The sequence below is a fragment of the Paraburkholderia panacisoli genome, from assembly GCF_008369935.1.
GTDB classification, from domain to species: domain Bacteria; phylum Pseudomonadota; class Gammaproteobacteria; order Burkholderiales; family Burkholderiaceae; genus Paraburkholderia; species Paraburkholderia panacisoli.
In genome coordinates this window covers 1-22450 of sequence record NZ_VTUZ01000034.1, presented here as the reverse complement: position 1 = coordinate 22450, position 22450 = coordinate 1, and the positions used below count along the sequence as shown (strand labels likewise).

Below are 22450 nucleotides of genomic sequence, written 5' to 3'. Positions count from 1 at the left end.
GCGGCTGATCGGATTGGGGCAAAAATAGCCGGCCAGGTGGGTTTGCCGGCGTGTCATCACGTCGGGGTACCCGAAAGTTATGTCTGGGTCTGTAGATGCGGCACTGAGTCAGAGCAGCGCGCTAAAAGCTATGCTTTCGAAGAAGTTTGTAAGCAGCCGCTCGACGATCGTAGGTCGTATCGACCCTGCCAAAGATCTTTCGACGCGCTCTCCGGCTCTCATACAGGAGAGCGTCATTCTCAAACATTGATCGATGCTGATAAGCGCGCACTGGCGGATGTTTCTTACTAAGCAACTTAACATCCGTCTTTCGATGTCGATCCGCGTGTGAACAAAATGAGAGGTTCGCGAGTCACTCAGGCGGCGCGAGAGGGCCGCGCAGTTAGGGACGCCTTTGTGTCTGTGCGAAAAGGCACATAAAAATACATTAATGCACCTTGGCGAAAGATTACGCCTTCCTATACTTTGCATCGACCCCGGCACCTTCTCCATACCAATTCCGCCGGGTCCAATCGGGTGTTCACGCCCACCCGTACCGATCCGTTCAGATAGCGCATCGCTCGTGAGGCACCAGCGTCGGACTCGACGTATTGTTGCCCCCGGAGACGACGTCCAGTAGTGTCCGGCAACCCGATGCGGCCGGGGCCCATGCTGGATCGGTTCGCCTATATTTGTAGCGTCCGATCACGGCTAATCGTTAGAGCCGACAGGTGAGTCGTGTGTGTCGGCGACCGGAGACAAGCATGACTCGCATGCTGAAGGTGTACGACGGAGATGCAGAAAAGGTTGCTCAAATCCCAGGCGCGAGAGTAGTAGAGAGTTACCCGGCTTTCGTGCTGGTGGAAGCAACCGATATCGCCGCGCGTGAACTGGCCCGAAAGGGTCTGACCGAGGACATCACCGAACAATACCAGCTCGATCTGAATGAGGCGGGGGCAGATGGGGGGGGGCCGCGACGTCGGTCAACGGGCATTGCCGCAGATACCAAAGGTGCTGCTCAGCTCCAGGATACCGTTCTGAAGCCTGGGCCGCACCATTATGTGTTGCAGTTTATCGGCCCGGTAAAACAGAGCTGGCTGAGTATGGTACGCAAGGCAGGAGGCGAAGTCGTCGCTCCATACGGGGGCTTCGCAGTGATCGCGCGCCTGTCGCCACGCGCGGTAAAGGCCGTCGCCAAACTGCCAGTATTAAAAGCACTCCACCATCTTCCGTACGCCACGCGACTCTCGAAGCACATCCGTCAGCAAATGCGGGATCTGGAGCTTGCGAAAGAGTCGGCGCCGCCTCGCACGCGTGTGCTGCCTGGAACCTATACGGTGCAATTCTTTCGAAGCGATCTCGCCGAAAAGGCGCGTGGTGCCGTCAAACGGCTTGGCTTCGACATCGTCGAATACGTGGAAGGGGCGCAGGCCATAATTGTGCATCTGTCCGAGAAGAAACCCGACGAGGTGCACCGCTCGCTGGAGGCGCTTGCGCGCATTCATGGAGTACGGCGCGTTGCAAACCGTCCCATTCGACGGACCTCCAACGACCGGGCCGTTGCAATCGTGGCAACGGCTGCAATGTTCGGCAACTCGCCTGGGTTAGGCCTGAGCGGTGCCGGAGAGATCATCGGCGTGTGCGACACCGGGCTCGACAACGGAGACCCAAAGACCATTCATCCTGATTTCGCGGGGAGGGTGGCTGCGATAAAAAGCTATCCGGTTGGAGCGGCTTTCAGCCAGGTGGCCAGTAATGTCGGACACGACGACGGATCGGCAGATCTTTCAAGTGGTCACGGCACGCATGTATGCGGATCGGTGCTCGGTGACGGAACTGCGAGCGCGGGTCTTGAAGGTCTTGCAGGCCCGATACGTGGCATGTCGTATCGGGCGAAGCTAGTGCTCCAGGCGATCGAACAGGAGGTTGCATGGAATGACCCTGAGGACGCTAACCGCTACGGCCGCTTTGTGCTGGCGGGTCTGCCGGACGACCTCGAAACGTTGTTCTCGTACGCGTACAAAAAAGGCGCGCGGATCCATTCCAATTCGTGGGGCGGTGGCGATGCCGGCGCCTACGACGAACAGTGTGAACAGGTCGACAGGTTCATCTGGACGAAGCAGGATTTCTGCATTCTGTTTGCGGCCGGCAACGATGGGACGGATGCCAATGCCGACGGCCTGGTGGATCAAGGCAGCGTCACGCCGCCGGGCACCGCTAAGAACTGCTTTACCGTGGGCGCAAGCGAGAACCTGCGCCCCACCATGACGATGACTTACGGTGGAAGCTGGCCGAGGGATTATCCGGCGGAGCCGCTCAAATCCGACCGGATCGCCAACAATGCCAATGACATCGCAGCCTTCAGCAGTCGCGGACCGACAGGCGATGGGCGCATAAAGCCCGACATCGTCGCGCCGGGCACTTACATTCTGTCGACGCGTTCTCGGATGCTTGCCGAGAACAATTTCGGCTACGGACGCTATCGCAACAGCAAGCTCTACATGTTCGACAGCGGCACGAGCATGGCGACGCCGCTCACGGCGGGTGCGGTCGGTGTGGTACGCGAATATTTGCGCAAGACAGTTCGAATTGTTTCTCCGACAGCGGCGTTACTCAAGGCCGCATTGATCGCCGGCGCGGTGACGACCCGGCCGCGGCTCGCTGTGCCGGACTGCAACGAAGGATTTGGCCGTTTGAATCTCGATGCAATTCTGAAACCGCCGGCACCTACGAAGGTTGTGTTTATCGAAGGGCGCGGACTCAATACGGGTGACCTTGACGAACGCACCGTGAACGTCAGGAAAGCCGGCTCCATTCTCAAGATCGTCCTCGTCTACTCGGATTACCCCGGACCGAAGCTCGTCAATAATCTCAATCTGATCGTCAGGGAGCCGGGTGGATCGGCGTACGTCGGTAATTCACGAGCACCCGCGACATTCGATAGCACCAATAACGTGGAAATGGTGATCGTGCCGAAAGCGCAGGTGGGCAAATACAAGGTACAGGTGGTGGGTTCGAACGTTCCTGAGGGGCCACAGACCTTCGCCCTGGTAATTCTCGGCGCCGTGACGACGTGACATCCTGATGGCAACCGCTACACGGGAGAATGTGACGTAGGACGAACTGCAGTACAGGAAGGAGTTGGCGCGGCAGCTACTGTCAGATGGCATGGGGCCTCGCGATTTCGACAATACGCCGCTACGTGTCGCTGGAACGGCTGCGCAAGCGCTCGCCCAGAAACTGCAGATTCCGTTTCCCGCCGGACTGGATCCCCGTCGTCAATCGATCGACGGCGGGTCTATCAGGGTTCGTCCCAATCAAAATTTCGGGAAGGGACGTCGTAATACATGCATACCTGAACGATGCCGTGACGGCGGGTCGGACATGAAAATGCAAACGTTTGCCCAAAAACTGTGGCTGCCATTGCTCTCAAACCTCGTCTGTTTGACCGCCATCAAGGGATTCGACGTATGGCTGTTGCACCAGGCGCATCGAACGAACAGAGCGTCGATACCCGGGCGCGATCGCGCGTTTGAAGGCGGCCCAGACACACACTTCAAGATGCTTCGGGCTGACATCCTTATCTGCCCGCTGGGGAAAGTTCAACATGCTCGACGCCGAAATTGCCGCGACGCTACTGAACCGGTGGGACCGTGAACGCGCATACCCAGGAGATCAGTCATCGCTGGACCTCTTGCAGGAAGGCAAGCTGCATTTCAGGCATGAAGGCGGCGATGTCCACTCACATGGTACTGACGCAGACCGGCGTCTTCGCGTTGAATGCCTGACGTTCACCGACGGCTCCCGTGCCTTGCGCGTCACCGGCGCAGACGGACAAAGCGGCTGGACGCGGCGAACTGCTGCTGAGCCGGTGTGAAAGCGCGAAATGAGCGCGCGTACTCACCACCCGGTATCGATGGAGAAAGCCGATGTCGACATGGCCTAATCGCACTCTGAGTTGGCTCTTCGCCCTCGCCTACCTCCTGATGGTGATATGGCTAAATTACCTGTGACGGATGTTGTGTCACATGTAGCGTGTGTCGCGTCCCCGCGCATGCCTGAGCGCCGTCGACGTCAAGCAGGGTGATGGAAACAGCCACTGATCTCTTGCGAATGAGGTGTCTGCTGCGGTCCGCGACGGCCGGTGCGACATTCCGGATTTCAGACGGAAGGAGATGAACGTGAACATGGTGAAGACCGAGATTGGACAACTGGAGAAGGCACTGAATGCTCTGGTTTGTCGCCCACGACTTATCCGTCGCGACTACTGGATATCGCAGATCGAGTGCCTGCTGGCACGCCCCGGGCTGTCAGCGCAGGACCGGCAACGACTACGCGCGCTGCTCAACCTGCTCGGCACGCCCGTCGCGGAATGTAGTGTCTCACTACAGCAGTGACAGGCGCCGCAGAGTCTTTGAGTACGGTCACGACAAGCGCGCTGATTCCCTGAACACGCCTGCCGCGGTTGCATCCATTGCTGCTGGCGTCACACGTCAAAAATTCGCGGACAACGTTGTGCGCCACCAGGCGTCGTCGCGTTGCCTAATTGCCTACGGTGTCGGCGCGATCATGTACGGCGAACGCGTCTATTGAGCTTTCGGAAATCACCATGTTTAACGAGTCGAAATACGTATCGCTAATGTACGAACAGGGCCTGGACCAGTGGACGCGTGCTTGGTACGGCGAAGCCGTTGAAGCGGGATTTATCCGCCCCCACTATCATCCCGACCCTGTGACCATAATGCGTGTTCGGGGGTATTTCAACGCCGGCCTGTCGCCCACCGAAGCTGCCCAGGCATGCTTCGGTCACAAGCACTGAAGCAACCGGATGATTGCGTTATTGTCCGACAGGCATACCTGTACGAATGGCAGGAACCGACCTGAACGATTCGACGAATTCCTGACTCACGACAGTAGCCGCGTCCGCATGTGCGCCAACTCGACCGGCATCCCGCAAGCACCGCCCCCGATGTCAAATTTACACCGCTCTGCTAACCGCTACCTCTCCGCCCATTCCTCGGCGGGTCGCATGACTTCGTCGAGAACGGGCTCCGCGATCGCGCCTCTGGCGGACCTGTCCCGGGCATCCTGATGACGCACGCGCAATCAGACTGCAGCGACGGTTGCGTCGTGCCGCCACCAGAGGTCATCACGGCCCTCAAAGCCCTCTACATAGTCTCGAGCGCTCTCGCGCAGCGCGGCGCTAACGCTCAGGAAATCCGCGACGCCCAATGGCGGACAATGGCTCAACGGGCTCAAGAAGCGAAGACGGCACTCGACCACCACGGAGCGAGAACTGAAACGCATCCGATTGTGGTGCTTCGACAGATGACAAAGGTATGCCAGGGTCTGGTTGATCGTCACGCGGCCCGACAGGAGATTCCCTTCGCGGTATGGCGTGAAGTGGACAGGCTCGGGCGCGACGCATACGAGTGCGTCAACCTGACCGCCCCCCGCCGGCGAGGCGCCGACGCATGAGTCAGCCGCTAATCATGTCGGCGCACTGGGCCGGGCTCGAACCGGCTTAGCTCGCGCAACGCCTCGGACCGGTATCGTCGCCACGCTCGGGCCACCCCAAGGTCCGCAGCGTTCCAGCCTCTTCGAGACACAGATCACGGACGGATGGAGCAGCGCTCCAAACGCCCGAACAAGGACGGAACTGCGCACCGATACCGGCAAACAACGATCAGAAGGTCGTCGCAACCATTAAACCGTGGAGCGTTCATTGAACGCGGAAGGAATCAACAAGGCTGCGTTGCTGCTGATGTCACTCGGCGAAAACGATCCGGCGCAAGCCTTCCGGTTCCTCGGCACACGTGAGGTGCAGAAGATCAGCACCTCGATGTCCGCGCTGGAAAACCTCACGCGTGGTGCCGTTGACACTGTATTGCAAGACTTCAGCAAGGAAGCAGAAACGCACACGACGCTATTGCTTGACTCGAAGGATTACATCCGCTCGGTGCTGACCAGGGCGCTCGGTGAAGACAGGGCTGGTGGCATCAAAGACCGCATTCTGCCAGGTGACGACGCCAGCGGCATCGAAGGCCTGAAGTGGCTTGATGCGCCGACGTCTGCGTCCCGTGTGGCCTTCTACCCGGTTCGTGCCGTCGCGGTGACAATACGGGTATCGGTGGCGTATTCTGCGCGGTCGCCACGGCGAAGGCGTGCTGCACATCGCGGTAACGTAGCCTCCCACGCGGGACCGATTGCGCGTCCAGCAAACGGTGTACGGAACAAGATGTCTCAGACCGGCTCTCTATTGAGCCGCCGTGAGCTTGAGTCCCGGCCGCAAAACCTGTGAGGATTCTTGTTGACCTTTGCGCTGGTCGGCAACCTGCTCGATACCGTTTTTTATGACCTCCTCGCAAAAAGCCAGACGTGCACGGTAGTAATCCGCATGCAACTGCGCATCGAGGATTCGTTGCTCCGCCTGGAAAAGCTCCAGACGCAGTTCTCGCAACGCTCTTTCGGCTTGCTTCTCCGGAGTGAGTGCATTGTGCACAGCCCAGTTTGCGATCCACCTCAGCATGGCCAAGTCCTCCCGTCGTTGGATGCTCTTCCTCTGCCGCAACTAAGGCTATCAAAATCCGGCGAAGGCGTGTGTTAAATAATTTTTTGGCGTCGCCTGTTGCAAAAACAACAAACGGCCCCTTCCGCATGTCGATATTGTGCAAACGGCCGTTCACCGCGAACGGCGCGCCTTATCTGCGCCAGGAAGTTCTGGCGGATACCCGCTGAAAGCTCACCGGCGCGCCTTCCCTGCCGATCGCCAGCAGATCACAAATCTGTTTTGAGAAGTTCCCGCCGATCAGGTTACGGGTCCAGTTTGTGATTTTCGTGACCGGCGCTTGCCGACCAAGGCCGTGTGGAAACCCGATGGAATCGCAATGCGACGCGTGACCTTGACCCCAGCGGCGCGTTTGACTGCCTTTGCGGTTTTCACGGCGACGACGAGAAGGTCAACGTCTCTGACGCGTTCCAGACTGGTTTACAGGCTTTATTTTAGGACCTACGGGGTGCTCACGCACCCACCAGCCGCATCGCCTTCATTGTTTTCTTGAACCCCAGGATTCGCAGCACTCGAGTGAGATTGTAGGCCAGTACGTTAAGACTCATTTCGGTGCCCAGGTTGGACAGCCTCCGTGTCAGGAAATGCGTGTAGCCCATCCAATGCTTGAACGTTCCGAAGACATGTTCGACGGTCCGTCTGCGTATCGTCATTGCGTCCGATGCCCTGTCGAGCCGAAGCTGGACTGCTTCCAGCACCGACTCATGTTCCCACCGACTTGTTCGTCGTTGGACGCTCGGCGTGCACTGTGACTTTATTGCGCATTGAGAACAGGCACTGCTCCAGTACCGGCGCATTTGCAGACCGGCTGCTCAGTAACATCTATCTCACCGAGGTAGACCGGATGCTGGAGCGGGCGAAAGAAGCCACGCGCAACGGGAAGTACACCTACGTCGAGTATGTCCGATTCGCTGACGATCTGGTCGTGCTGATCGATGCCCATCCGCGCCATGGTTGGTTGCTGGGGGCGGTGACCCGGCGACTTCGGGAAGAGTTTGCCAAACTGCAGGTCGAGGTCAATGAAGAGAAGAGCCGCACCGTTAATCTGGACCGCGCAGAGAGCTTCGGCTTCCTGGGATTCGACTTCCGTCGACTCCGCAGCGTACAGAGGCAGGTGCGGCGGGCGCACTATACGCCAAAGCTGAAAAAGCGCACGGCGTTATTGCGCAAGCTCAAAGAGGTGTTCCGGCGATACCAGTCGCAGCCGGTAGATCGGGTGGTAGAGCTGATCAATCCGGTGTTACGCGGTTGGGTGAATTACTTCGCTGTTGGACATTCCAGCGAGTGCTTCAGCTTCATCAAAGACTGGGTAGAGAAGAAGATCAGGCGCCATATGGGGCGCTCCCGGAATCGACGGGGCTTCGGCTGGAAGCGGTGGGGTAGGCGCTGGCTGTATGAGGAACTGAAGCTGTTCAACGGCTATCGTGTTCGTCGTGCTGCCGCACCGAAAGCGCGCCCAGCATGATAGGTCGCATAAATCTTGGCATGAAGCAAACAGGAGAGCGTAGTGCCGGAAATCGGCCCGCTGCGTTCGACGTGGCGGGAGCTGGAAACGTGACTACGGTTGCCGGATTGCGGGCCATCGCGACAGCGGTGGAATCACCACCGGCGCCTACCGGTGCGCGCGCCAGTTCTCGACCCTACCGATGAGCGGGATGTGGAAACGGGGTTAGGGTGAGGTTCCTCGGACACCGCCAGACGAGCGGGGCGGCAACAGACAAATCGAACCTACCGCTACCGCGCCACATCTCGACTCTACCAATCAGTCCTTTGGTTGACTGTCGAGCGTCTTACTGCGCAAGATGACCGAAGGTAGCTAACCGAAGATAGGTACGCCGGAGGCGCTTTGAAGTTGCAGACCGGTTACGCAGCAGTCATCTCGGCGTTGGTGATTGTGGTGCCTAATCCGCTCGGTACCTCTATTGGATAAATTCAAGCCGCGCGCCCGGCCCGAATTTGGCCGTGCATCAGGCTGGCCTGCGAGCAATCATGTCCGCTACCTCGTCACACCACGCGATATAGGCCTGTTCCGCCAGCACCCCGCGGCGCGCCACCAGCAGCGGTCCAAGCTGACGCTCGGTCAGCATGGCCTGTCTTGCGAGAAAGAATTCAAGTTGGACCTGGTGGTCCGCACGCACCTCCCGGATTTGCTGCAACGCTGTCTCGCGCGGCAGCAAATCGAAGCACAACACCCGCAGTATCTGTTCGTCCTTGATGGCGGGGCGCGGCGAACCGTTAGCCACCCACGCCCTCAGCTTGTCGAGCCCAGCAGCGGTCATGCTGTAGATCGAGCGGTCCGGCCCGCGCGTTCCCGGCAGGCGCTCCGACTGGATGAGTTCATCCTTTTCCAGTTCGCGCAAAGCGGGGTAAACCGAGCTGTGCTCAACCGACCAGCAATGCTGGCCCACCATCTGCAGCCATTTGGTCAGTTCATAGCCGGAACGCGGCTCGTTGTAGATACCGGCAAGAAGAACGTATTTCAGCGGCTTTTCCTTGCCTGCCGCGGCTTCCTTCAGATCACTCACTCGCATTGCTCCTGGATTGCGTCAACGCGCACACGGAATGACTATGTTTTTTTTGACATAGTCTAAACGACGTGTCACTATGTATTTTCCTACATACTCAATGTTATCAGGAAGGCCATGTCCCAAGAAACTATTCTCGTCACCGGCGCCGCCGGCAGCGTCGGTTCGACCGCGCGCACGGCCATCGCCAAGCTGCTGGAACAAGGCCATCGCGTACGCGCGATGGTGCGCAAACTGGATGCCCGCGCCGACAGGCTGCGTGACCTGGGCGCCGAAGTCGTAGTCGCCGACATGCTCGATATCGTCGCAGTGCGCGCAGCCATGCAAGGCTGCGCAGTAGTGTATTTCACGATGTCGGTTTCGCCCGAATACCTGGAAGCAGCCGCCACCGTCGCGGTCACAGCCAAAAGCTTGGGTGTGAAGGCCTTCGTCAATCTGTCGCAGATGACGCTGTCGCAGATGAGCGAGACAGAGACCACCGGCAGCCCGCAACAGAAGCAGCACTGGCTCGCAGAGCAGATGCTGCGTTGGTCCGGCCTGCCGGTGGTCTACCTGCGTCCAACCGCCTTCTTCGAAGGCTTGTTCCTGCCGGCGGCCAAGGGCATCCGCGACGACAACGCCATCCGCCTGCCGTTCGCCGACGGCAAGACGTCGCCGATCGCCGCCGCCGACGTGGGGGTTGCCGCCGCTGCTGTGCTGACCAACCCAGAGCCCCATATTGGCAAGGTCTACGAACTGACTGGTCCCCAGTCTCTGACGATGGCCGAGCTCGCACAGGAGTTTAGCGGCGCTCTGGGCCGCACCATCCAATACGTCAACGTGCCGCCGCAGATCTGGGAAGCCAGGCTTCAGGAGCTCCAGCAGCCGGCGCATCTGACCGCACACCTGGTCGTCATGGCCCAGTTGCATCGCGAGAACCGCTACGACCGCATGACCAACAGCTTCGAGCAGTTGGTCGGCCGTGCGCCGATTTCCGCTGCCGAATTCGCTCGCCGCCACGCGGCCGCGTTCACCCCCGCCTGATCCTCCCTATTAAAAGGAAACAATGATGGAATTCGTTCTCGCTTTTCAACAGCCACCGAACGCCTATGAAATCTACGCCGATCCACTCATATCAAAATAATCTCTGCAGGTGGTCATCATGAAGTCGATCATCAAGGCCTTTGCCATCGCCGCCCTCATCGCCGCTCCGCTCGCTTCCTTTGCGCAGTCGAGCCAGCCCGTGACGCGCGCGCAAGTCCGCGAAGAACTCGCCCAGCTTGAAAAAGCTGGCTACAACCCGAACGACTGGCTGAACTACCCGGCAAACATTCAGCGCGCTGAAGCCATCGTCGCGCAACAGAACAGCAACAACACTGCTTACGGCGCCGATACCAGCAGCACGGCGCAATCGGGCAAGTAGGAATTCAGCCGGTCCGCCCGGCGTCCTGAAACAGGCCTGTATCTCGTATGAGAGCCGGCCAGTTAGTCGGCCGCGCGCCGATTTCCGCCGCCGAATTCGCTCGCCGCCACGCGGCCGCGTTCACGCCCGCCTGATCCTTCTCAAAAGGAAACAACGATGGAATTCGTTCTCGCTTTTCAACAGCCACCAAACGTCTACGAAACCTACGCCGATCTGCTCAAAGGGCAGCAAGTCTCGCTCGCGTGGAAACAGTACATGGGCGCCTTGGCGGCCGCCGGCGTCATGCGGGCAGGCAGGCAACTCGATCCGCGTAACGCCAGCACGGTGCGGGTGCGGGACGGCCAGCGCCAGGGCCAGGATGGCCCATCCCCGGACGCGCACGCACTGTTTGGCGGCTTTGTGGTGATCAATGTCGAGACGCAGGCAGAGGCTTTGCATTGGGCCGAACTTAACCCCAACTCATCGGCCGGATACACGGAAGTTATCCCGGTCCTGACGATCATCCATGCGTAGGTGTCCATAAGATCATGCCCTCTACTCTTGAAAATCAGGCTGAAAAATTTCTTCTCCTCCCCGAAAGGATGCCTTGCTGATCCGGAAACCATGAAAGCGTGCCGGCTACGCGGCACCTGCAGGAAGGTGATCGGTGACGAGCTGGAACCGATTGGCCTGTTCGGCGCGCTCGCCGATCACGACGACGCGCCGGCAGAGCCATTCGGGAAGCGGCATGCAGCGGTCGAGCGTTTGGCTGTCGGCGGCCGCGAACACGAAAAGATCGCGTGAAGCCGCGAGTTGCGGATTGCCGAGCACCGGTGCCGGCGCCGGGCGGTCAGATCGTATATTCAGACACAGAAATTCGGTGCGCACTGTTGGTGTTCACAATTGACGCTGGCCGTGATCAATGATTCTGCTAGCGCCGAATAGGGAGGCTAATGGGTGTGGGTAATTGCAAGCGTCGTGAGCCACTTACGCTATGGCCTGCATCAGGTTCTTTGCTCTCGCAGCAATCCTCTATGAAGCGAGCCCATGCCTCCATTGCGGCGCGACGCTCCGGGATTTCCTCGCGGACGTCGTAAATACCCTCGATGCCTGGCAGCTTGTGATTAAGCGCGATCTCGCTGATGTCGCGCGAGAATCCCAGATTGCGTAGGTGGCCTTTGGCCGTGCTGCGCGTGTCGTGCGGCGTAAAGCGGCGCACGTCAAAGTCGTTGCGATTGAACGCGTCGCGTAGGGCCGTTTGTAAAACGCTACGTCCCACGTGACCTGTCTTGCTGCGAGTACTGCGGGCCGGACAGAGCCATTCGGAATCGCCCGCCATGCCGATCAGTTCCCGCATCCATTCGACGACGAGCGGAGCTAGCGGCACGAGGAAGGCATCTCTCGTCTTGATCGCTTCGGCCTCGACATACCAGCTGCCGCGTACCAGATCGATCCACGCCTTTTTTGTTCTTATGAGTTCGGATTGGCGCACACAGGTTGCCAACAGGATGCGGAACATCAACGCATCCTGTCGACCGAGCTTGTCATCGAGGCCAGTCAATACATCGGACAGTTCATTCTTCATTAGCATGACGCGGACACGTTTGGCCGGCTGCTTTCCTTTGACCGCCGTTAGGTCGATGCCGATGACAGGATTAGCGTCAATAAGGCGCTTGCCGATTGCATGCGCGAAGATCTGGCGCGTGATCCCCAGCAGTTGCTGGCACACCGACCACGGCCGGCCGCAGTTCTCGACCATATAGACGACATCGGAAGCACGTACGACCGGAACGTCCAGTGAGCCAATGGCCGGCTTCAGAAGGGTTGCTATGAGCCAGCGGTACAGATCCACGGTTGCTACGGAAAGGTCGGAATAGCGCTTCTTCTCGAAATCGTCGCACAGTTTGCTGACCGTCATTGCCGCACGCACACGCGCCTTTTCGACCTTGCGATCGGTGGCGGGGTCCTCGCCCGCGTCGATGCGCGCGCGATAGAAGCGGGTTTTCTTTCGCGCCTCGGAGAGCGTCAGTTCGGGATAGCTGCCAAGGGTGATTTCACGCCGGCGACGGCCGCGGCTATACCGCAATATCCACGTCGCTGCACGCGTGTCCGAGAGTGTAAAGGTAAGTCCGTCACCATCGGCTTTGGCAACAGGTTCACCGGCGGCGATCCAGCGGCGCAGTTGGAGTTCGTCCAGAGCGTGATGCTTGCGTGCCATTTCGATTGATTCCGGAGTGTCGGCACGCGGATTATGTGAGCCCTCCAGCTACCAGTCTAGCTACCATCTGGCGGCTTAATGTACTGATCCGTCGTGATCCCACGTGAACCATTTATCCCTAGGAAAATCAAGGGTTTGCTCGGAACCCTTGTTCGAACTGATTCGTTGTGATTCGACCTTTGGCTTAAGGTTCTCTTAAGCACGCCGCTCCCATAGTTTTGCCACTCGCAGATCGCCCCGCCACGCGGGGCGACACCTTTCCCGACACTTCTTCGCATTGACAGGCGGCCCTGGTACGTCCGACCGTCTGTTTTGCGTTGCCATAACGTCCATGAACACTCACCGAATTCTGGAGCACGCCGGTCTGCGGCCTACGTTTCCACGCGTCCTCCTGCTGGAATTCTTTCAGCAGCACGCGCATGAGCACTTCACCGCCGAACATCTCTACAAACGTCTGAACGAGGACGTGCGCAATTTGAGTCTGGGCACCCTCTACCGGGCGCTTGGTCTGCTGGTGGACGCGAAATTGCTGCACGGCGTAGCTTTCGGCGACGGACGCATGGTCTACGAACTGAACGACGGCAAGCAGCACGATCATCTGGTGTGCACGGCGTGCGGCGCGATCCGCGAGTTTTTCGACGCGGAGATCGAGAAGCGTCAGCAGGCGGTCGCGGACAGCTTCGAGTTCGAGGTGTCCGGACGACAACTGGTGGTGTTCGGTCTGTGTGCCGAGTGCAGAAAGACTGCGGTGCGAGTGAGGACGGTGACCAGGAAATAGCGCATCGCGCGGCTGGAATTCCCGACACGTGCACTCGCGCAGGTTTCCCAACGTCGCATTGGAACGACCGAATGACCCATAACGCATAACTTGCCTGAGATTCCACACAAGCCATAAATGACGGGCTCACTATGGACCCGCTGTCCGCTACGGCAGCTAACCATATGGAGCCAAAAATGAAAAACGTACATGATCTGACTGCACAGGGGCATCACCGGACGGCGTTGCCGGCTTTCGTCGCGACGCGTGTCGAACGCTATTACCGTGAGCGCGTGCAGGAGACATGGGGCGGAGGGCATATCATGCGCGGCCGCACGGCGGGGGCCGATGCGCTGCATCTGTCGAGCAATGACTATCTCGCGATCGCCCGGCACCCGGACATCATCGGCAGCATGGCTGACACGTTGCTGGAAAGCGGCAACGGCCTGTTGATGTCGGGCATCTTCCTGCACGGCGACTGCCCGCAGTTGCAGTTCGAAAACCGGCTGGCCACGTTCATGCACGCGGAGGCAGGCGTCCTGTGCCAGTCCGGCTATGCCGCGAACACAGGGCTGATCCAGTCGATCGCGTCGGCGCAGACGCCGGTCTATGTCGACATGATGGCGCACATGTCGTTGTGGGAAGGCATTCGAAGTGCGGGCGCGGTGCCGGTCGCGTTCCGGCATAACGACGTCGCGCATCTGGAGCAGCAGATCGGGCGGTATGGGCAGGGCGTGGTGCTGGTCGACTCCGTGTACAGCACGACCGGCGGCGTTTGCCGGCTCGCGGACATCGCCGATATCTGCGAGCGGTACCGCTGCGTGTTCGTCGTCGACGAATCGCATTCGCTCGGCACGCACGGTCCGCGCGGCGCTGGGCTCGTGGTCGAACTCGGCCTGGAGTCGCGCGTCGCGTTTCGCACGGCCAGTCTCGCGAAGGCGTTCGCCGGGCGCGCAGGCTTCATCACCTGCCCGCTGGAGTTCCAGGAGTACTTCAAGTTCGAGTCGAATCCCGCGATCTTCAGCTCGACGCTCTTGCCGCATGAAATCAGCGGACTCGACGCAACCCTGTCGGTGATCGAACGCGCTGACGAACGCCGCGCGAGACTCGCTTCGAGTGCCGCGTGGTTGAGGCAGCGGCTGACGGAACTGGGATACAACCTGAACGGCAGCCAGAGTCAGATCATCGCGCTCGAAGCGGGCACCGAGCAGCGCACGATCGTGTTGCGCGACGCGCTGGAGTCGCGCGGCATTTTCGGCTCGGTATTCTGTGCGCCCGCGACGGCGCGCAACCGTGCGCTGATCCGCCTGTCGATCCATGCGGCGCTGACCGATGCCCAGGTCGAAAAGATCGCGAGCGTGTGCCGCGACATACGCAATGAGGTCGAACTCGACAAGTGGGCGTCCACACGGCGTCTCGGTGACGAATTGTCGTCGCGCAGACGCAAACGCGAGAGCCATGAAGAGAGGACTGCTGTGACCGCCTGATAGGCAGGTTGACATGGAGTCCGCTTGCGCGGACTCCATGTCTTTTTCTTGCGCCTTACTTGGTGCCGTCGAGCCGTTCGAGGTACCTGTCGTAGCTGAGCACCTGGCTCAGATCCAGCCCCGGCGGGTTCGGCACGATTGCGTACACGTAGTCCTGGTGGCCGCTGAACTGCGTCGCCGGATGCATGTAGCTTTCCCACGCGACGCACTCCGGGGGGTAGTGGCCGTCGGTTTGCCAGAAGTACGGCAGACTCCGGCGGCTATCCAGCGCGTTCAGAAAGCCTGCCGGCGCGCCTTGTTCGACGGCGATTTCGCGCAGACCCCGCAACGTTTCGTTCGTATGGACGATCAGCAGATACGCGCTGCCCGCGCTGTCGAGCATGAGCAGCCCGCTCGGGCAGTACGACAGATAGTGCTCGACGATACCCAGCGAACTGGACAGCTCGGCCACCCGTTCCGCCAGAGCCTCATCGCGCAGAAACGCGTACTCCGAGTCCGCGAGGGTGTCGAGGATCGACTGGCACACATTGTCGAAATAGGCATTCTGCAGGTCGCGCACCGCGCGATTGAGCGTCGCGACCGCCGACGCATCCTGCTTGCGGATGAAGCGGTGAATGATGCCCTCGTTGAAACTCTGCACCGCGATGTGTTCGTCCGCCTTGCCGGTCAGCATGATCTTGCGCACCGCCGGATCGGTCATGCGCCGGCAGAACTCCAGCCCGTTCATGCCGGGCATGTCGTAGTCGACTACCACCACCGACGTCGCCAGAAACCGCTGCGCGTTGTGAACCTGCTTGCGGACGGTGTTCACGCTCAGCGCGATCACCTGATGCGCGACATCCTCGTCGGTGCGGTCACGAAACGGTGCGAACAGCGGCTCGTCCGAGGGGCCCGGCCGCGGGCGGCTGTTCACGAACTCGAGCGCTTCGCCCGGCGAACTGAACAGGCGGAACGCGAGCTGCGGTTCGAGCTGAAGGCACAGATTCGACAGGAACGTCGCGCTGTCGTCGACGAAGGTGACCGTGGTCGGAAAATAGAATGGTTTGATCGTGTGCATCGTCAGGGCCGGGGAAAGGTCAATGCAAACTCGGTAAACATCCCTTCGACAGACCTGCAGTCGATGGCGCCGCCCACCGCGCGCATCACGTCGCGACAGAAAGCGAGGCCGATGCCGGTACCGATCGAGGCGTCGTCGATACCCGCCGACGACGTATAGAAGCGGGTGAAGATGTGCGGCAGAACATCGGGCGCGATGCCGGGGCCGGTATCGCGGAACAACAGCTGGCTGGTGCGCGGGCCGCTCACGAGTCGGATCGAGATCAGCGCGCTATCGACGCTCGCAATCCCGCGCAACGCGTTTTTCAGCAGATTGAACAGCACGTGGACCATCAGCATTTCCGAACCGTGGAAGGTGAAGTCCGTGGCGAGATCGGTGAGCACCCGTTCGCGCTCGCCGTCGCGAAACGGGTAGCGTTCGAGCGCGCTTTTGACCGACTGCGCAATCGAGCACGTAGCGGCACCATGCGAGTAACCGCCAGTGAAGCGCGCGTTCGCGAGCAGCATGTCGATGATCGCGTTCGAATGAATGGCCTCCTGTTCGATACGCGAGAGCACGCCATCCATCGACTGAAGATGCACGAGGCGGATCTTCGGCACCGGCAATTCGCCCTGTTGCGCGATGGAGTACGTTTCGAGCAGCGACGGCAGATAGCGGCCAAGACCCGACGCGCCGGAACGAATCGCAAGAAGCGGCGTGCGCAGTTCGTGCGCGATGCTGCCGGCGGTGGCGAGCATCGCGCGCTCCTGTTCGATCCGGATGCGGTCCATGTCGTAGTTCGCCACGACGCCGATTGCGACCGCGAACGAGAAAATCGCCAGGTGAGCGGAATAGGCCGCATGGAGGACGACGGGGTCCGTGGTCAGCCAGTATGCGAGGAACGCCACACCGATGCCGATCACGAAATTGAGCAGCAGCATGAACCAGTCCAGCAGCAGCACCATCACGAAGGCCGCGATCAACGCGCTTTCGATCCATACGTTGGAGCCGTTGTTCTTCAGCAGCATGAATGTGAAGAAGAACGGCAACGAATAGAAGATCGTCGCATACCAGTAGTAGGGCAAAAACTTTTTGGCCCGTGCCGGCCAGCGCTCGGAAAACAGAATGGGGATGAACAGCGCGGAGCCGACGAGCCGCAGCGGCAAGTTCTCGTAAGGCTGCGGAAAGAGCTGGTGCCAGATGAAGAAATAAAGCGGGAAGCCGACGATCGCAACGATGGCGAAGGGGCGCATCCTGCGATGCATGTATTGCAGGTTGCGTGCGGCAGGGACGAATGCCTGAGCTAGCAGCGGACGGATCGACCCCAGTCTGCGAATGCCCCAGGGCGGTAATCTGGTTGTACTCATTTGTCCGGAGTCAGCAATCTACCTGGAATGTCCAGAGCGGCTCTTGTCCCGACGATCGCTCCCCGTTCGCACGCTGCGCTTGAGACAGCAACGCATGCGGCGGCATTGCGCGATTCGGCCATTACGTGATGGCCCTTAACGCGGCATGCACGCAAATTCTGACCGACGGTGCCGTTAATGTCACGGTAAATGAGCAAATTCCGGATAGGGCTGCAATGGGACATGCATGTACAGGTGTAATAAAGGCCAACGAAACGGCCGTCAATTATGCAAATTGGATCGAATAACGGGCGTCGGAAATCTGGTAAGCCGCATGTAATCGCCTATTGCCGGACATTCAATACGCCGGGAAAAACCCCATTCTAAATGAGCTATTCAGATTCGCCATGCCTGAATAAATCCGGTTAAAACATGCCGCCGAAGAAGTGCCATGCGCAGGGAAGTTCGCGTTGAGCGTAGGCTGGCAGACACCCTGCGTCGCAAACAGAATGACGACAGATCCGCTTTGTTTTTGAAGGGGGATTGGCGAAAACTCATGCCAGAATACAAGTGAGCTACGACCAGAGTCGCGGGTCGTGAGGCAGTGCGTTTTCCGTTACCACGGGCCTGCAACGTGACGATGAAGACTACCTGCACGCTCTCATGGCCGCCGCGGCATTGTGCGCGGCACCGGCCCGAACGTTCGCCCAGGAGCTTGCGCTGTACGCCGGTCCGTTGAGGGGGGAGCATAGCCATTCCTATGCATGGGCGCTCGACTATACCGAAGGATTCGGCCGTTACCTCGCGGGCAGCATCACGTGGCTCAACGAAGGACATATCCCCGATCATCACCGCGATGGCCCGACGGTTCAGTTGTGGGGCGGCTGCCGCTGTTCGAGCGGCGCTTCGTCATCGCGCTAGGCGTCGGCTATCAGCTCGACGCACCGGACGCGCCCGGTCCGCGCGACTTCGCACTGCCGCGCGCGAGCAAGGTCACGAACAACGAGATCACGTTGATGGTCGGTGCGACGATCCTGAACAGCCTCGATTCGCAGAGCGCGGCGGCGCAGGCGATCGAATACCGGCGCGGGCTGACGAACTATCTCGACGCGACGCTCGGCTATCTGCACGAAGGCAGTGGCCTGTCCGCACGGCGCGACGGCGCGACTGCGCAGCTTTGGCTGACGCGGGCTTTCCTGACGAGCGTCTGACGCTGGGCATCGGCGCGGGCGCCTATGCGGCGATCCATCACGGCAATGCGGACGACAACAACGGCTCGGGCGACGGCATTCTGTCGGGACTCGTGTCGATGTCGGCGTCGTATCGGGTCACGCAGCACTGGTCGGCGCGTCTGACGTGGAATCGCGTGATGACGCGTTATAGCCGCGACACGGACGTGATCCTCGCTGGCGTGGGCTACCGGTTGTAACACACGGGCCGGGCCGCGCCGACAACGAAAGCCAGCGCATGAAGAAGCCCGAATACGGGCATCCCGAATCAATAAATTATCCATTCAACGAGTGCATTGCAATTACGCTGAATTATTCAAAAAATCAATGTGATATTCGTAATAAAAAGCAACAGCGGTAATGCATTCGTAAGTCATGAAATCTGGCGATGATTCCAGTGATTAAAATACTAAATGCATTGACGGCATGGCGTCAAAGGCTTTGAACCGCCATTCGCTTTAATTAACAGACGCCATTCAGCATAAAAGCATAGGCTATTAGTAAAAATACCGATGCTGTAGTCAGACTACATTCTTACATTACCTCACACGGAGGATCGCTAACAGCCAATCAGGCTGGCCCGATTCTCCTGCTGGCAGGCACCCGTCTTCGCAGTCACCCTGCATCGCCGGCCCTCGCGTCCGCTGTCAACCCATTCGACGCGTTCCGCTGTCACATCGCCCCATCCAAGCAGAATTTCGGAGACACAGATATGCAGATGAAACTATGGCCGGCCGTCGCGTTAGCGGCGACCGTGTGCGTCGCTGCCCGCGCGGAAGTGCCCAATTTTCCACTCGATTTCGCGCCGACTTCGGCCGTGCTCAGTGCGTTCGAATCGGCGGTCGCGCACCGGCGCGCCGACTCCCTCGTCGGTAAAATGACGCTCGACGAAAAGCTGCAGTTCATTCACTCGCAGTACGCGATGTCCGCCGTGCCGGGCGGCGGCGCGGGCTACATTCAAGGCGTGCCGCGTCTGGGCATTCCTGATCTGAACATGGTCGACTCCGCGACGGGCTCCGGCAGCACGTCGCAGGCAAGCACGACCTTCCCCGCGACGATCGCGCTCGCGGCAAGCTGGGATCGCCGGCTGTCGTCCGAGTTCGGCAAACAGGTCGCGGTGGAACTGCGTGCGCAAGGCTTCGGCATGGGACTCGGCGGCGGCACCAACCTCGCACGCGAGCCGCGCGGCGGCCGGCTGTTCGAGTATCTCGGCGAAGACCCGTTGCTCGCCGGCGAGATGCTCGCCGAGCGTACCGACGGCACGCAGAGTCAGAAGGTCATCGCTACCATCAAGCACTATGCGGGCAACGAGCAGGAGCACAACCGGGGCGGGGGCAACAGCCAGATCGACGAACGCACGCTGCGCGAGCTGTATCTGCTGCCATTCGAAATCGCCGCAAGGCGCGCCCAACCCGGCAGCGTGATGTGCAGCTACAACCGGCTCAACGGCGACTATGCATGCGAGAACTCGCATCTGCTGAACGACGTGCTGAAGAACGACTGGCACTTCGAAGGGCAGGTCCAGTCGGACTGGGGCGCGACGCATAGCACCGCAAAAGCGATCAACGCCGGACTCGACGAGGAAGAGGATGTCGGCTCGACCGTCTATCTGACGCCGGACCTGGTTCGCCAGGCGATCGCGAACGGCTCGGTGTCGACCGCGCGCCTCGATGACATGGTGCGCCGCAAGCTGTACGTGATGATCCGCACCGGCGTGATGGACGACCCGGCGAAGGGCGGCGCGACCATCGACTTTGGCCGCGCGAACGCATTCGTCCAGGCGACCGCCGAGCAGTCGATGGTGCTGCTCAAGAACGACAACAATCAGCTGCCGCTTTCCGCCGCGTCGCTGACCCGCATCGCAGTGATCGGCGGTCACGCCGATGCGGCCGTGCTGACGGGCGGCGGCTCGGGCAATACGCGCGATCCGGTCACCGGCGCGTTTGCGGGTTGCGGCGGGCTGACGTTCGGCACATCGACGGGTTGCAGCTGGTGGACCAATCCGTGGCTGAAGCTCAATACGCCTATTGTCGCGGCGATCCGCTCGCTCGCCCCGTCGGCGCAGGTGAGTTTTGCCGGCAATAGCGATCAGCAGACGCCGTTCCGCATGTACACGCAAACGGAGATCGACCAGGCGGCGGCGCTCGCGAGCCATTCCGATGTCGCCATCGTCGTTGTCGCGCAGCCCGCTGGTGAGGACTTCGGCGATCTGCAAAGTCTGAGCCTCGCGAATCCGTCGAACCAGGACGCGCTCGTCGAGGCGGTGGCGAGCGCCAATCCGCGCACGATCGTCGTGGTGGAAAGCGGCAACCCGGTGCTGATGCCGTGGAAGGACCGCGTGGCCGCGATCGTCGAAGCGTGGTATCCGGGCGAAGGCGGCGGCCAGGCGATCGCCAACGTGCTGTTCGGCAAGGTCAATCCGTCCGGCAAGCTGCCCGTCACCTTCCCGGTACGCGATCAGGATACGCCGACGTGGGGGCAGAACGGCGCGTTCGATCCCAATCCGGTCTACGCGGAGAAGCTGGACATGGGCTACCGCTGGTACGACGCGAAGAACATCACGCCGATGTTCGAGTTCGGCTACGGGCTGTCGTACACGCACTTCTCGTACTCGGGCCTCTCGGTTGCGCATCGCCCTGATGGTTCGATCGACGTGTCGTTCACCGTGCGTAACGACGGGCGCGTCGCGGGTGCGGAAGTGCCGCAGGTGTATCTCGGCGTGCCTTATAGCGGCGAACCGCCGCGGCGTCTGGTCGGCTGGGAGAAGATCGGCATGAATCCTGGCGAAGCGCGCCACGTGCGCATCACCGTCACGCCGCGTATGCAGAGCGTGTGGGACACGTCGCGCAACGGCTGGCGGTATGTGCCGGGCGGGACGGTTTATGTCGGCGCGTCGTCGCGTGATATTCGCTTGCAAGGGAGTTGAACGCCGGGCGTGCCAGCAGGAATGCAAACCGTCTCGCTAGCGCGATCCGGAATTTGATTCGGTAACCGAAGTAAGAGGCGGAGTGCATTTCACTCCGCCTTTTTTCGTGTGCGCCCAGCATGGGCGCACTCTTGTGGGTGCAAGTCCCGCCGCGAGTTGATCACAGCGAGCGAAGCGAAGCGCAACTGCACGAGGGTGACCGAGTGTGGGGAGGAAGCGTGGAGCGAAACTGCGAGCCGATGGACAAGAACCGGATAGAAGGCGTTGCCGACCAGGGCGAGCGGGCACGAAACCGCGAAGCTCTCGTGATCAAGGGTCAGGCGATGTAGATCCGGCGGTTGTGCAGTGACGGAGTGCGTTCTTACCTGGGGAGATCTCGCCTCATGCCTGAAAGGGCAACGGCGTCGAGCCGGAGCGAGAAGTCAGCAGAGGCCGAAGTAGTCACAGGATAAGCCGGTGAGGCAGAGGCTGGTGACGAAGGGCCAAACGGGAAGGAGTGTCCAGCGTCATGTCGATGCGACAGGCCATGCGTCAGATGCCCGTGCAAACGGGGCGAGCGGGAGTAGCGCGCGGTGAAGCCGCGCGTGCACCTACTAGTGACGAAGCCTGCTGCCCGCGGCATGAATCCGGGGACACAGGGTCGGCGCTGCTGGAAGCGGCGCTGACGAGAGAGAACCTGAAGCAGGCGTTCAGACGGGTACGGGCTAACAAGGGAGCCGCTGGCGTGGACGGTCTGGACATTGACCAGACGTCGCGCCATCTGGTGACGGCGTGGCCTGCGATCCGCGAACAACTACTCAAGGGGACGTACCGGCCCAGTCCGGTAAGGCGGGTGACGATTCCGAAACCGGATGGAGGCGAGCGCGAGCTGGGCATCCCGACGGTAACGGACCGGCTGATCCAGCAGGCACTACTGCAGGTGTTGCAGCCCGTTCTGGACCCGACCTTCAGCGAGCACAGCTACGGTTTCCGGCCCGGACGGCGTGCGCACGACGCGG

The 22450-nt window shown here is 60.3% G+C and carries 19 protein-coding genes and 4 pseudogenes; 16 read left to right on the top strand and 7 right to left on the bottom strand.

Annotated features, from left to right (window positions below; all coding sequences use genetic code 11):
- Nucleotides 1–743 precede the first annotated feature (743 nt).
- Nucleotides 744–3056, top strand: coding sequence for a S8 family serine peptidase (locus FVF58_RS35655; RefSeq protein WP_223191188.1), 2313 nt, complete (start codon nt 744–746; stop codon nt 3054–3056).
- Between the two features lie 352 nt (nt 3057–3408).
- Here FVF58_RS35655 and FVF58_RS51730 read toward each other — a convergent pair whose 3' ends face one another.
- Nucleotides 3409–3588 (bottom strand): hypothetical protein, encoded by a 180-nt coding sequence (locus tag FVF58_RS51730; RefSeq protein ID WP_188131022.1) that lies wholly within the window; start codon nt 3586–3588, stop codon nt 3409–3411.
- Between FVF58_RS51730 and FVF58_RS35645 the strand changes: the two genes are divergently transcribed.
- The 4 genes and pseudogenes from FVF58_RS35645 to fliG all read left to right on the top strand — a co-directional run.
- A complete protein-coding gene (locus tag FVF58_RS35645; RefSeq protein ID WP_149674419.1) occupies nt 3587–3856 on the top strand; it encodes a hypothetical protein in 270 nt (89 codons plus the stop codon). The two genes, FVF58_RS51730 and FVF58_RS35645, sit on opposite strands and share 2 nt — an antisense overlap.
- 298 nt (nt 3857–4154) lie before the next feature.
- Complete coding sequence (locus FVF58_RS35640) at nt 4155–4376, top strand: hypothetical protein (protein WP_149674418.1); 222 nt, start codon at nt 4155–4157, stop codon at nt 4374–4376.
- A 212-nt stretch (nt 4377–4588) separates the two neighbouring features.
- Complete coding sequence (locus FVF58_RS35635; protein ID WP_246217318.1) at nt 4589–4798, top strand: hypothetical protein; 210 nt, start codon at nt 4589–4591, stop codon at nt 4796–4798.
- Nucleotides 4799–5704: 906 nt separating this feature from the next.
- Nucleotides 5705–6064, top strand: a pseudogene (fliG, locus tag FVF58_RS53255) (flagellar motor switch protein FliG); the annotation flags it as partial.
- Nucleotides 6065–6235: 171 nt separating this feature from the next.
- On the opposite strand, the gene FVF58_RS35625 reads toward fliG, so the two are convergent.
- A complete protein-coding gene (locus FVF58_RS35625) occupies nt 6236–6508 on the bottom strand; it encodes a hypothetical protein (protein ID WP_149674416.1) in 273 nt (90 codons plus the stop codon).
- 491 nt (nt 6509–6999) lie between these two features.
- Nucleotides 7000–7353 (bottom strand): annotated as a pseudogene (locus FVF58_RS35620) (transposase); the annotation flags it as partial.
- 38 nt (nt 7354–7391) lie between these two features.
- Here FVF58_RS35620 and FVF58_RS35615 point away from each other — a divergent pair.
- Nucleotides 7392–8012: a group II intron maturase-specific domain-containing protein gene (locus FVF58_RS35615; RefSeq protein ID WP_246217326.1), complete on the top strand. Its 621-nt coding sequence runs from the start codon at nt 7392–7394 to the stop codon at nt 8010–8012.
- 502 nt (nt 8013–8514) lie between these two features.
- On the opposite strand, the gene FVF58_RS35610 is transcribed toward FVF58_RS35615, so the two are convergent.
- The gene (locus tag FVF58_RS35610) at nt 8515–9078 is read right to left on the bottom strand and encodes a PadR family transcriptional regulator (RefSeq protein ID WP_149674415.1); all 564 of its coding nucleotides are present in this window, start codon (nt 9076–9078) and stop codon (nt 8515–8517) included.
- 111 nt (nt 9079–9189) lie between these two features.
- On the opposite strand from FVF58_RS35610, the gene FVF58_RS35605 reads away from it, so the two are divergent.
- The 4 genes from FVF58_RS35605 (at nt 9190) to FVF58_RS35590 (ending at nt 11257) form a co-directional block, all read left to right on the top strand.
- The gene (locus FVF58_RS35605) at nt 9190–10095 is read left to right on the top strand and encodes an NmrA family NAD(P)-binding protein (RefSeq protein ID WP_149674414.1); all 906 of its coding nucleotides are present in this window, start codon (nt 9190–9192) and stop codon (nt 10093–10095) included.
- A 118-nt stretch (nt 10096–10213) separates the two neighbouring features.
- A complete protein-coding gene (locus tag FVF58_RS35600) occupies nt 10214–10474 on the top strand; it encodes a DUF4148 domain-containing protein (protein ID WP_149674413.1) in 261 nt (86 codons plus the stop codon).
- A gap of 156 nt (nt 10475–10630) precedes the next feature.
- Entirely contained in the window at nt 10631–10987 is a 357-nt protein-coding gene (locus FVF58_RS35595) for a YciI family protein (protein WP_149674412.1), read from the top strand.
- 27 nt (nt 10988–11014) lie between these two features.
- Nucleotides 11015–11257 (top strand): hypothetical protein, encoded by a 243-nt coding sequence (locus FVF58_RS35590; protein ID WP_149674411.1) that lies wholly within the window; start codon nt 11015–11017, stop codon nt 11255–11257.
- Nucleotides 11258–11384: 127 nt separating this feature from the next.
- On the opposite strand, the gene FVF58_RS35585 is transcribed toward FVF58_RS35590, so the two are convergent.
- The gene (locus tag FVF58_RS35585; RefSeq protein ID WP_149674410.1) at nt 11385–12671 is read right to left on the bottom strand and encodes a tyrosine-type recombinase/integrase; all 1287 of its coding nucleotides are present in this window, start codon (nt 12669–12671) and stop codon (nt 11385–11387) included.
- 331 nt (nt 12672–13002) lie between these two features.
- Here FVF58_RS35585 and FVF58_RS35580 point away from each other — a divergent pair, with 331 nt between their 5' ends.
- Together FVF58_RS35580 and cqsA are read left to right on the top strand one after the other, a co-directional pair.
- A complete protein-coding gene (locus FVF58_RS35580) occupies nt 13003–13449 on the top strand; it encodes a Fur family transcriptional regulator (protein ID WP_149674409.1) in 447 nt (148 codons plus the stop codon).
- Nucleotides 13450–13625: 176 nt separating this feature from the next.
- A complete protein-coding gene (gene cqsA, locus FVF58_RS35575; RefSeq protein ID WP_149674408.1) occupies nt 13626–14915 on the top strand; it encodes an alpha-hydroxyketone-type quorum-sensing autoinducer synthase in 1290 nt (429 codons plus the stop codon).
- A 55-nt stretch (nt 14916–14970) separates the two neighbouring features.
- Here cqsA and FVF58_RS35570 read toward each other — a convergent pair whose 3' ends face one another.
- Nucleotides 14971–15972: a response regulator gene (locus FVF58_RS35570; protein ID WP_149674407.1), complete on the bottom strand. Its 1002-nt coding sequence runs from the start codon at nt 15970–15972 to the stop codon at nt 14971–14973.
- A gap of 2 nt (nt 15973–15974) precedes the next feature.
- Nucleotides 15975–17318, bottom strand: a complete 1344-nt coding sequence (locus FVF58_RS35565) for a sensor histidine kinase (protein ID WP_246217317.1) — start codon at nt 17316–17318, stop codon at nt 15975–15977.
- Between the two features lie 642 nt (nt 17319–17960).
- Between FVF58_RS35565 and FVF58_RS54920 the strand changes: the two are divergent.
- The 4 genes and pseudogenes from FVF58_RS54920 to FVF58_RS35545 all read left to right on the top strand — a co-directional run.
- A pseudogene (locus FVF58_RS54920) lies at nt 17961–18211 on the top strand (hypothetical protein); the annotation flags it as partial.
- Nucleotides 18212–18474: 263 nt separating this feature from the next.
- The gene (locus FVF58_RS54915; RefSeq protein WP_425469000.1) at nt 18475–18726 is read left to right on the top strand and encodes a hypothetical protein; all 252 of its coding nucleotides are present in this window, start codon (nt 18475–18477) and stop codon (nt 18724–18726) included.
- Between the two features lie 512 nt (nt 18727–19238).
- Nucleotides 19239–21452 carry a beta-glucosidase gene (locus FVF58_RS35555; RefSeq protein ID WP_149674406.1) on the top strand — a complete coding sequence of 738 codons (2214 nt, stop codon included), beginning with the start codon at nt 19239–19241 and terminating at the stop codon, nt 21450–21452.
- Nucleotides 21453–21960: 508 nt separating this feature from the next.
- A pseudogene (locus FVF58_RS35545) lies at nt 21961–22450 on the top strand (reverse transcriptase domain-containing protein); the annotation flags it as partial.

What these genes read in the sequence shown, in the direction of transcription:
- FVF58_RS35655 (WP_223191188.1), top strand. Translation starts at nt 744, where the DNA reads ATGACTCGCATGCTGAAGGTGTACGACGGAGATGCAGAAAAGGTTGCT.
- FVF58_RS35645 (WP_149674419.1), top strand. Translation starts at nt 3,587, where the DNA reads ATGCTCGACGCCGAAATTGCCGCGACGCTACTGAACCGGTGGGACCGT.
- FVF58_RS51730 (WP_188131022.1), bottom strand. Translation starts at nt 3,588, where the DNA reads ATGTTGAACTTTCCCCAGCGGGCAGATAAGGATGTCAGCCCGAAGCAT.
- FVF58_RS35640 (WP_149674418.1), top strand. Translation starts at nt 4,155, where the DNA reads ATGAACGTGAACATGGTGAAGACCGAGATTGGACAACTGGAGAAGGCA.
- FVF58_RS35635 (WP_246217318.1), top strand. Translation starts at nt 4,589, where the DNA reads ATGTTTAACGAGTCGAAATACGTATCGCTAATGTACGAACAGGGCCTG.
- FVF58_RS35625 (WP_149674416.1), bottom strand. Translation starts at nt 6,508, where the DNA reads ATGCTGAGGTGGATCGCAAACTGGGCTGTGCACAATGCACTCACTCCG.
- FVF58_RS35615 (WP_246217326.1), top strand. Translation starts at nt 7,392, where the DNA reads ATGCTGGAGCGGGCGAAAGAAGCCACGCGCAACGGGAAGTACACCTAC.
- FVF58_RS35610 (WP_149674415.1), bottom strand. Translation starts at nt 9,078, where the DNA reads ATGCGAGTGAGTGATCTGAAGGAAGCCGCGGCAGGCAAGGAAAAGCCG.
- FVF58_RS35605 (WP_149674414.1), top strand. Translation starts at nt 9,190, where the DNA reads ATGTCCCAAGAAACTATTCTCGTCACCGGCGCCGCCGGCAGCGTCGGT.
- FVF58_RS35600 (WP_149674413.1), top strand. Translation starts at nt 10,214, where the DNA reads ATGAAGTCGATCATCAAGGCCTTTGCCATCGCCGCCCTCATCGCCGCT.
- FVF58_RS35595 (WP_149674412.1), top strand. Translation starts at nt 10,631, where the DNA reads ATGGAATTCGTTCTCGCTTTTCAACAGCCACCAAACGTCTACGAAACC.
- FVF58_RS35585 (WP_149674410.1), bottom strand. Translation starts at nt 12,671, where the DNA reads ATGGCACGCAAGCATCACGCTCTGGACGAACTCCAACTGCGCCGCTGG.
- FVF58_RS35580 (WP_149674409.1), top strand. Translation starts at nt 13,003, where the DNA reads ATGAACACTCACCGAATTCTGGAGCACGCCGGTCTGCGGCCTACGTTT.
- cqsA (WP_149674408.1), top strand. Translation starts at nt 13,626, where the DNA reads ATGAAAAACGTACATGATCTGACTGCACAGGGGCATCACCGGACGGCG.
- FVF58_RS35570 (WP_149674407.1), bottom strand. Translation starts at nt 15,972, where the DNA reads ATGCACACGATCAAACCATTCTATTTTCCGACCACGGTCACCTTCGTC.
- FVF58_RS35565 (WP_246217317.1), bottom strand. Translation starts at nt 17,318, where the DNA reads ATGAGTACAACCAGATTACCGCCCTGGGGCATTCGCAGACTGGGGTCG.
- FVF58_RS35555 (WP_149674406.1), top strand. Translation starts at nt 19,239, where the DNA reads ATGCAGATGAAACTATGGCCGGCCGTCGCGTTAGCGGCGACCGTGTGC.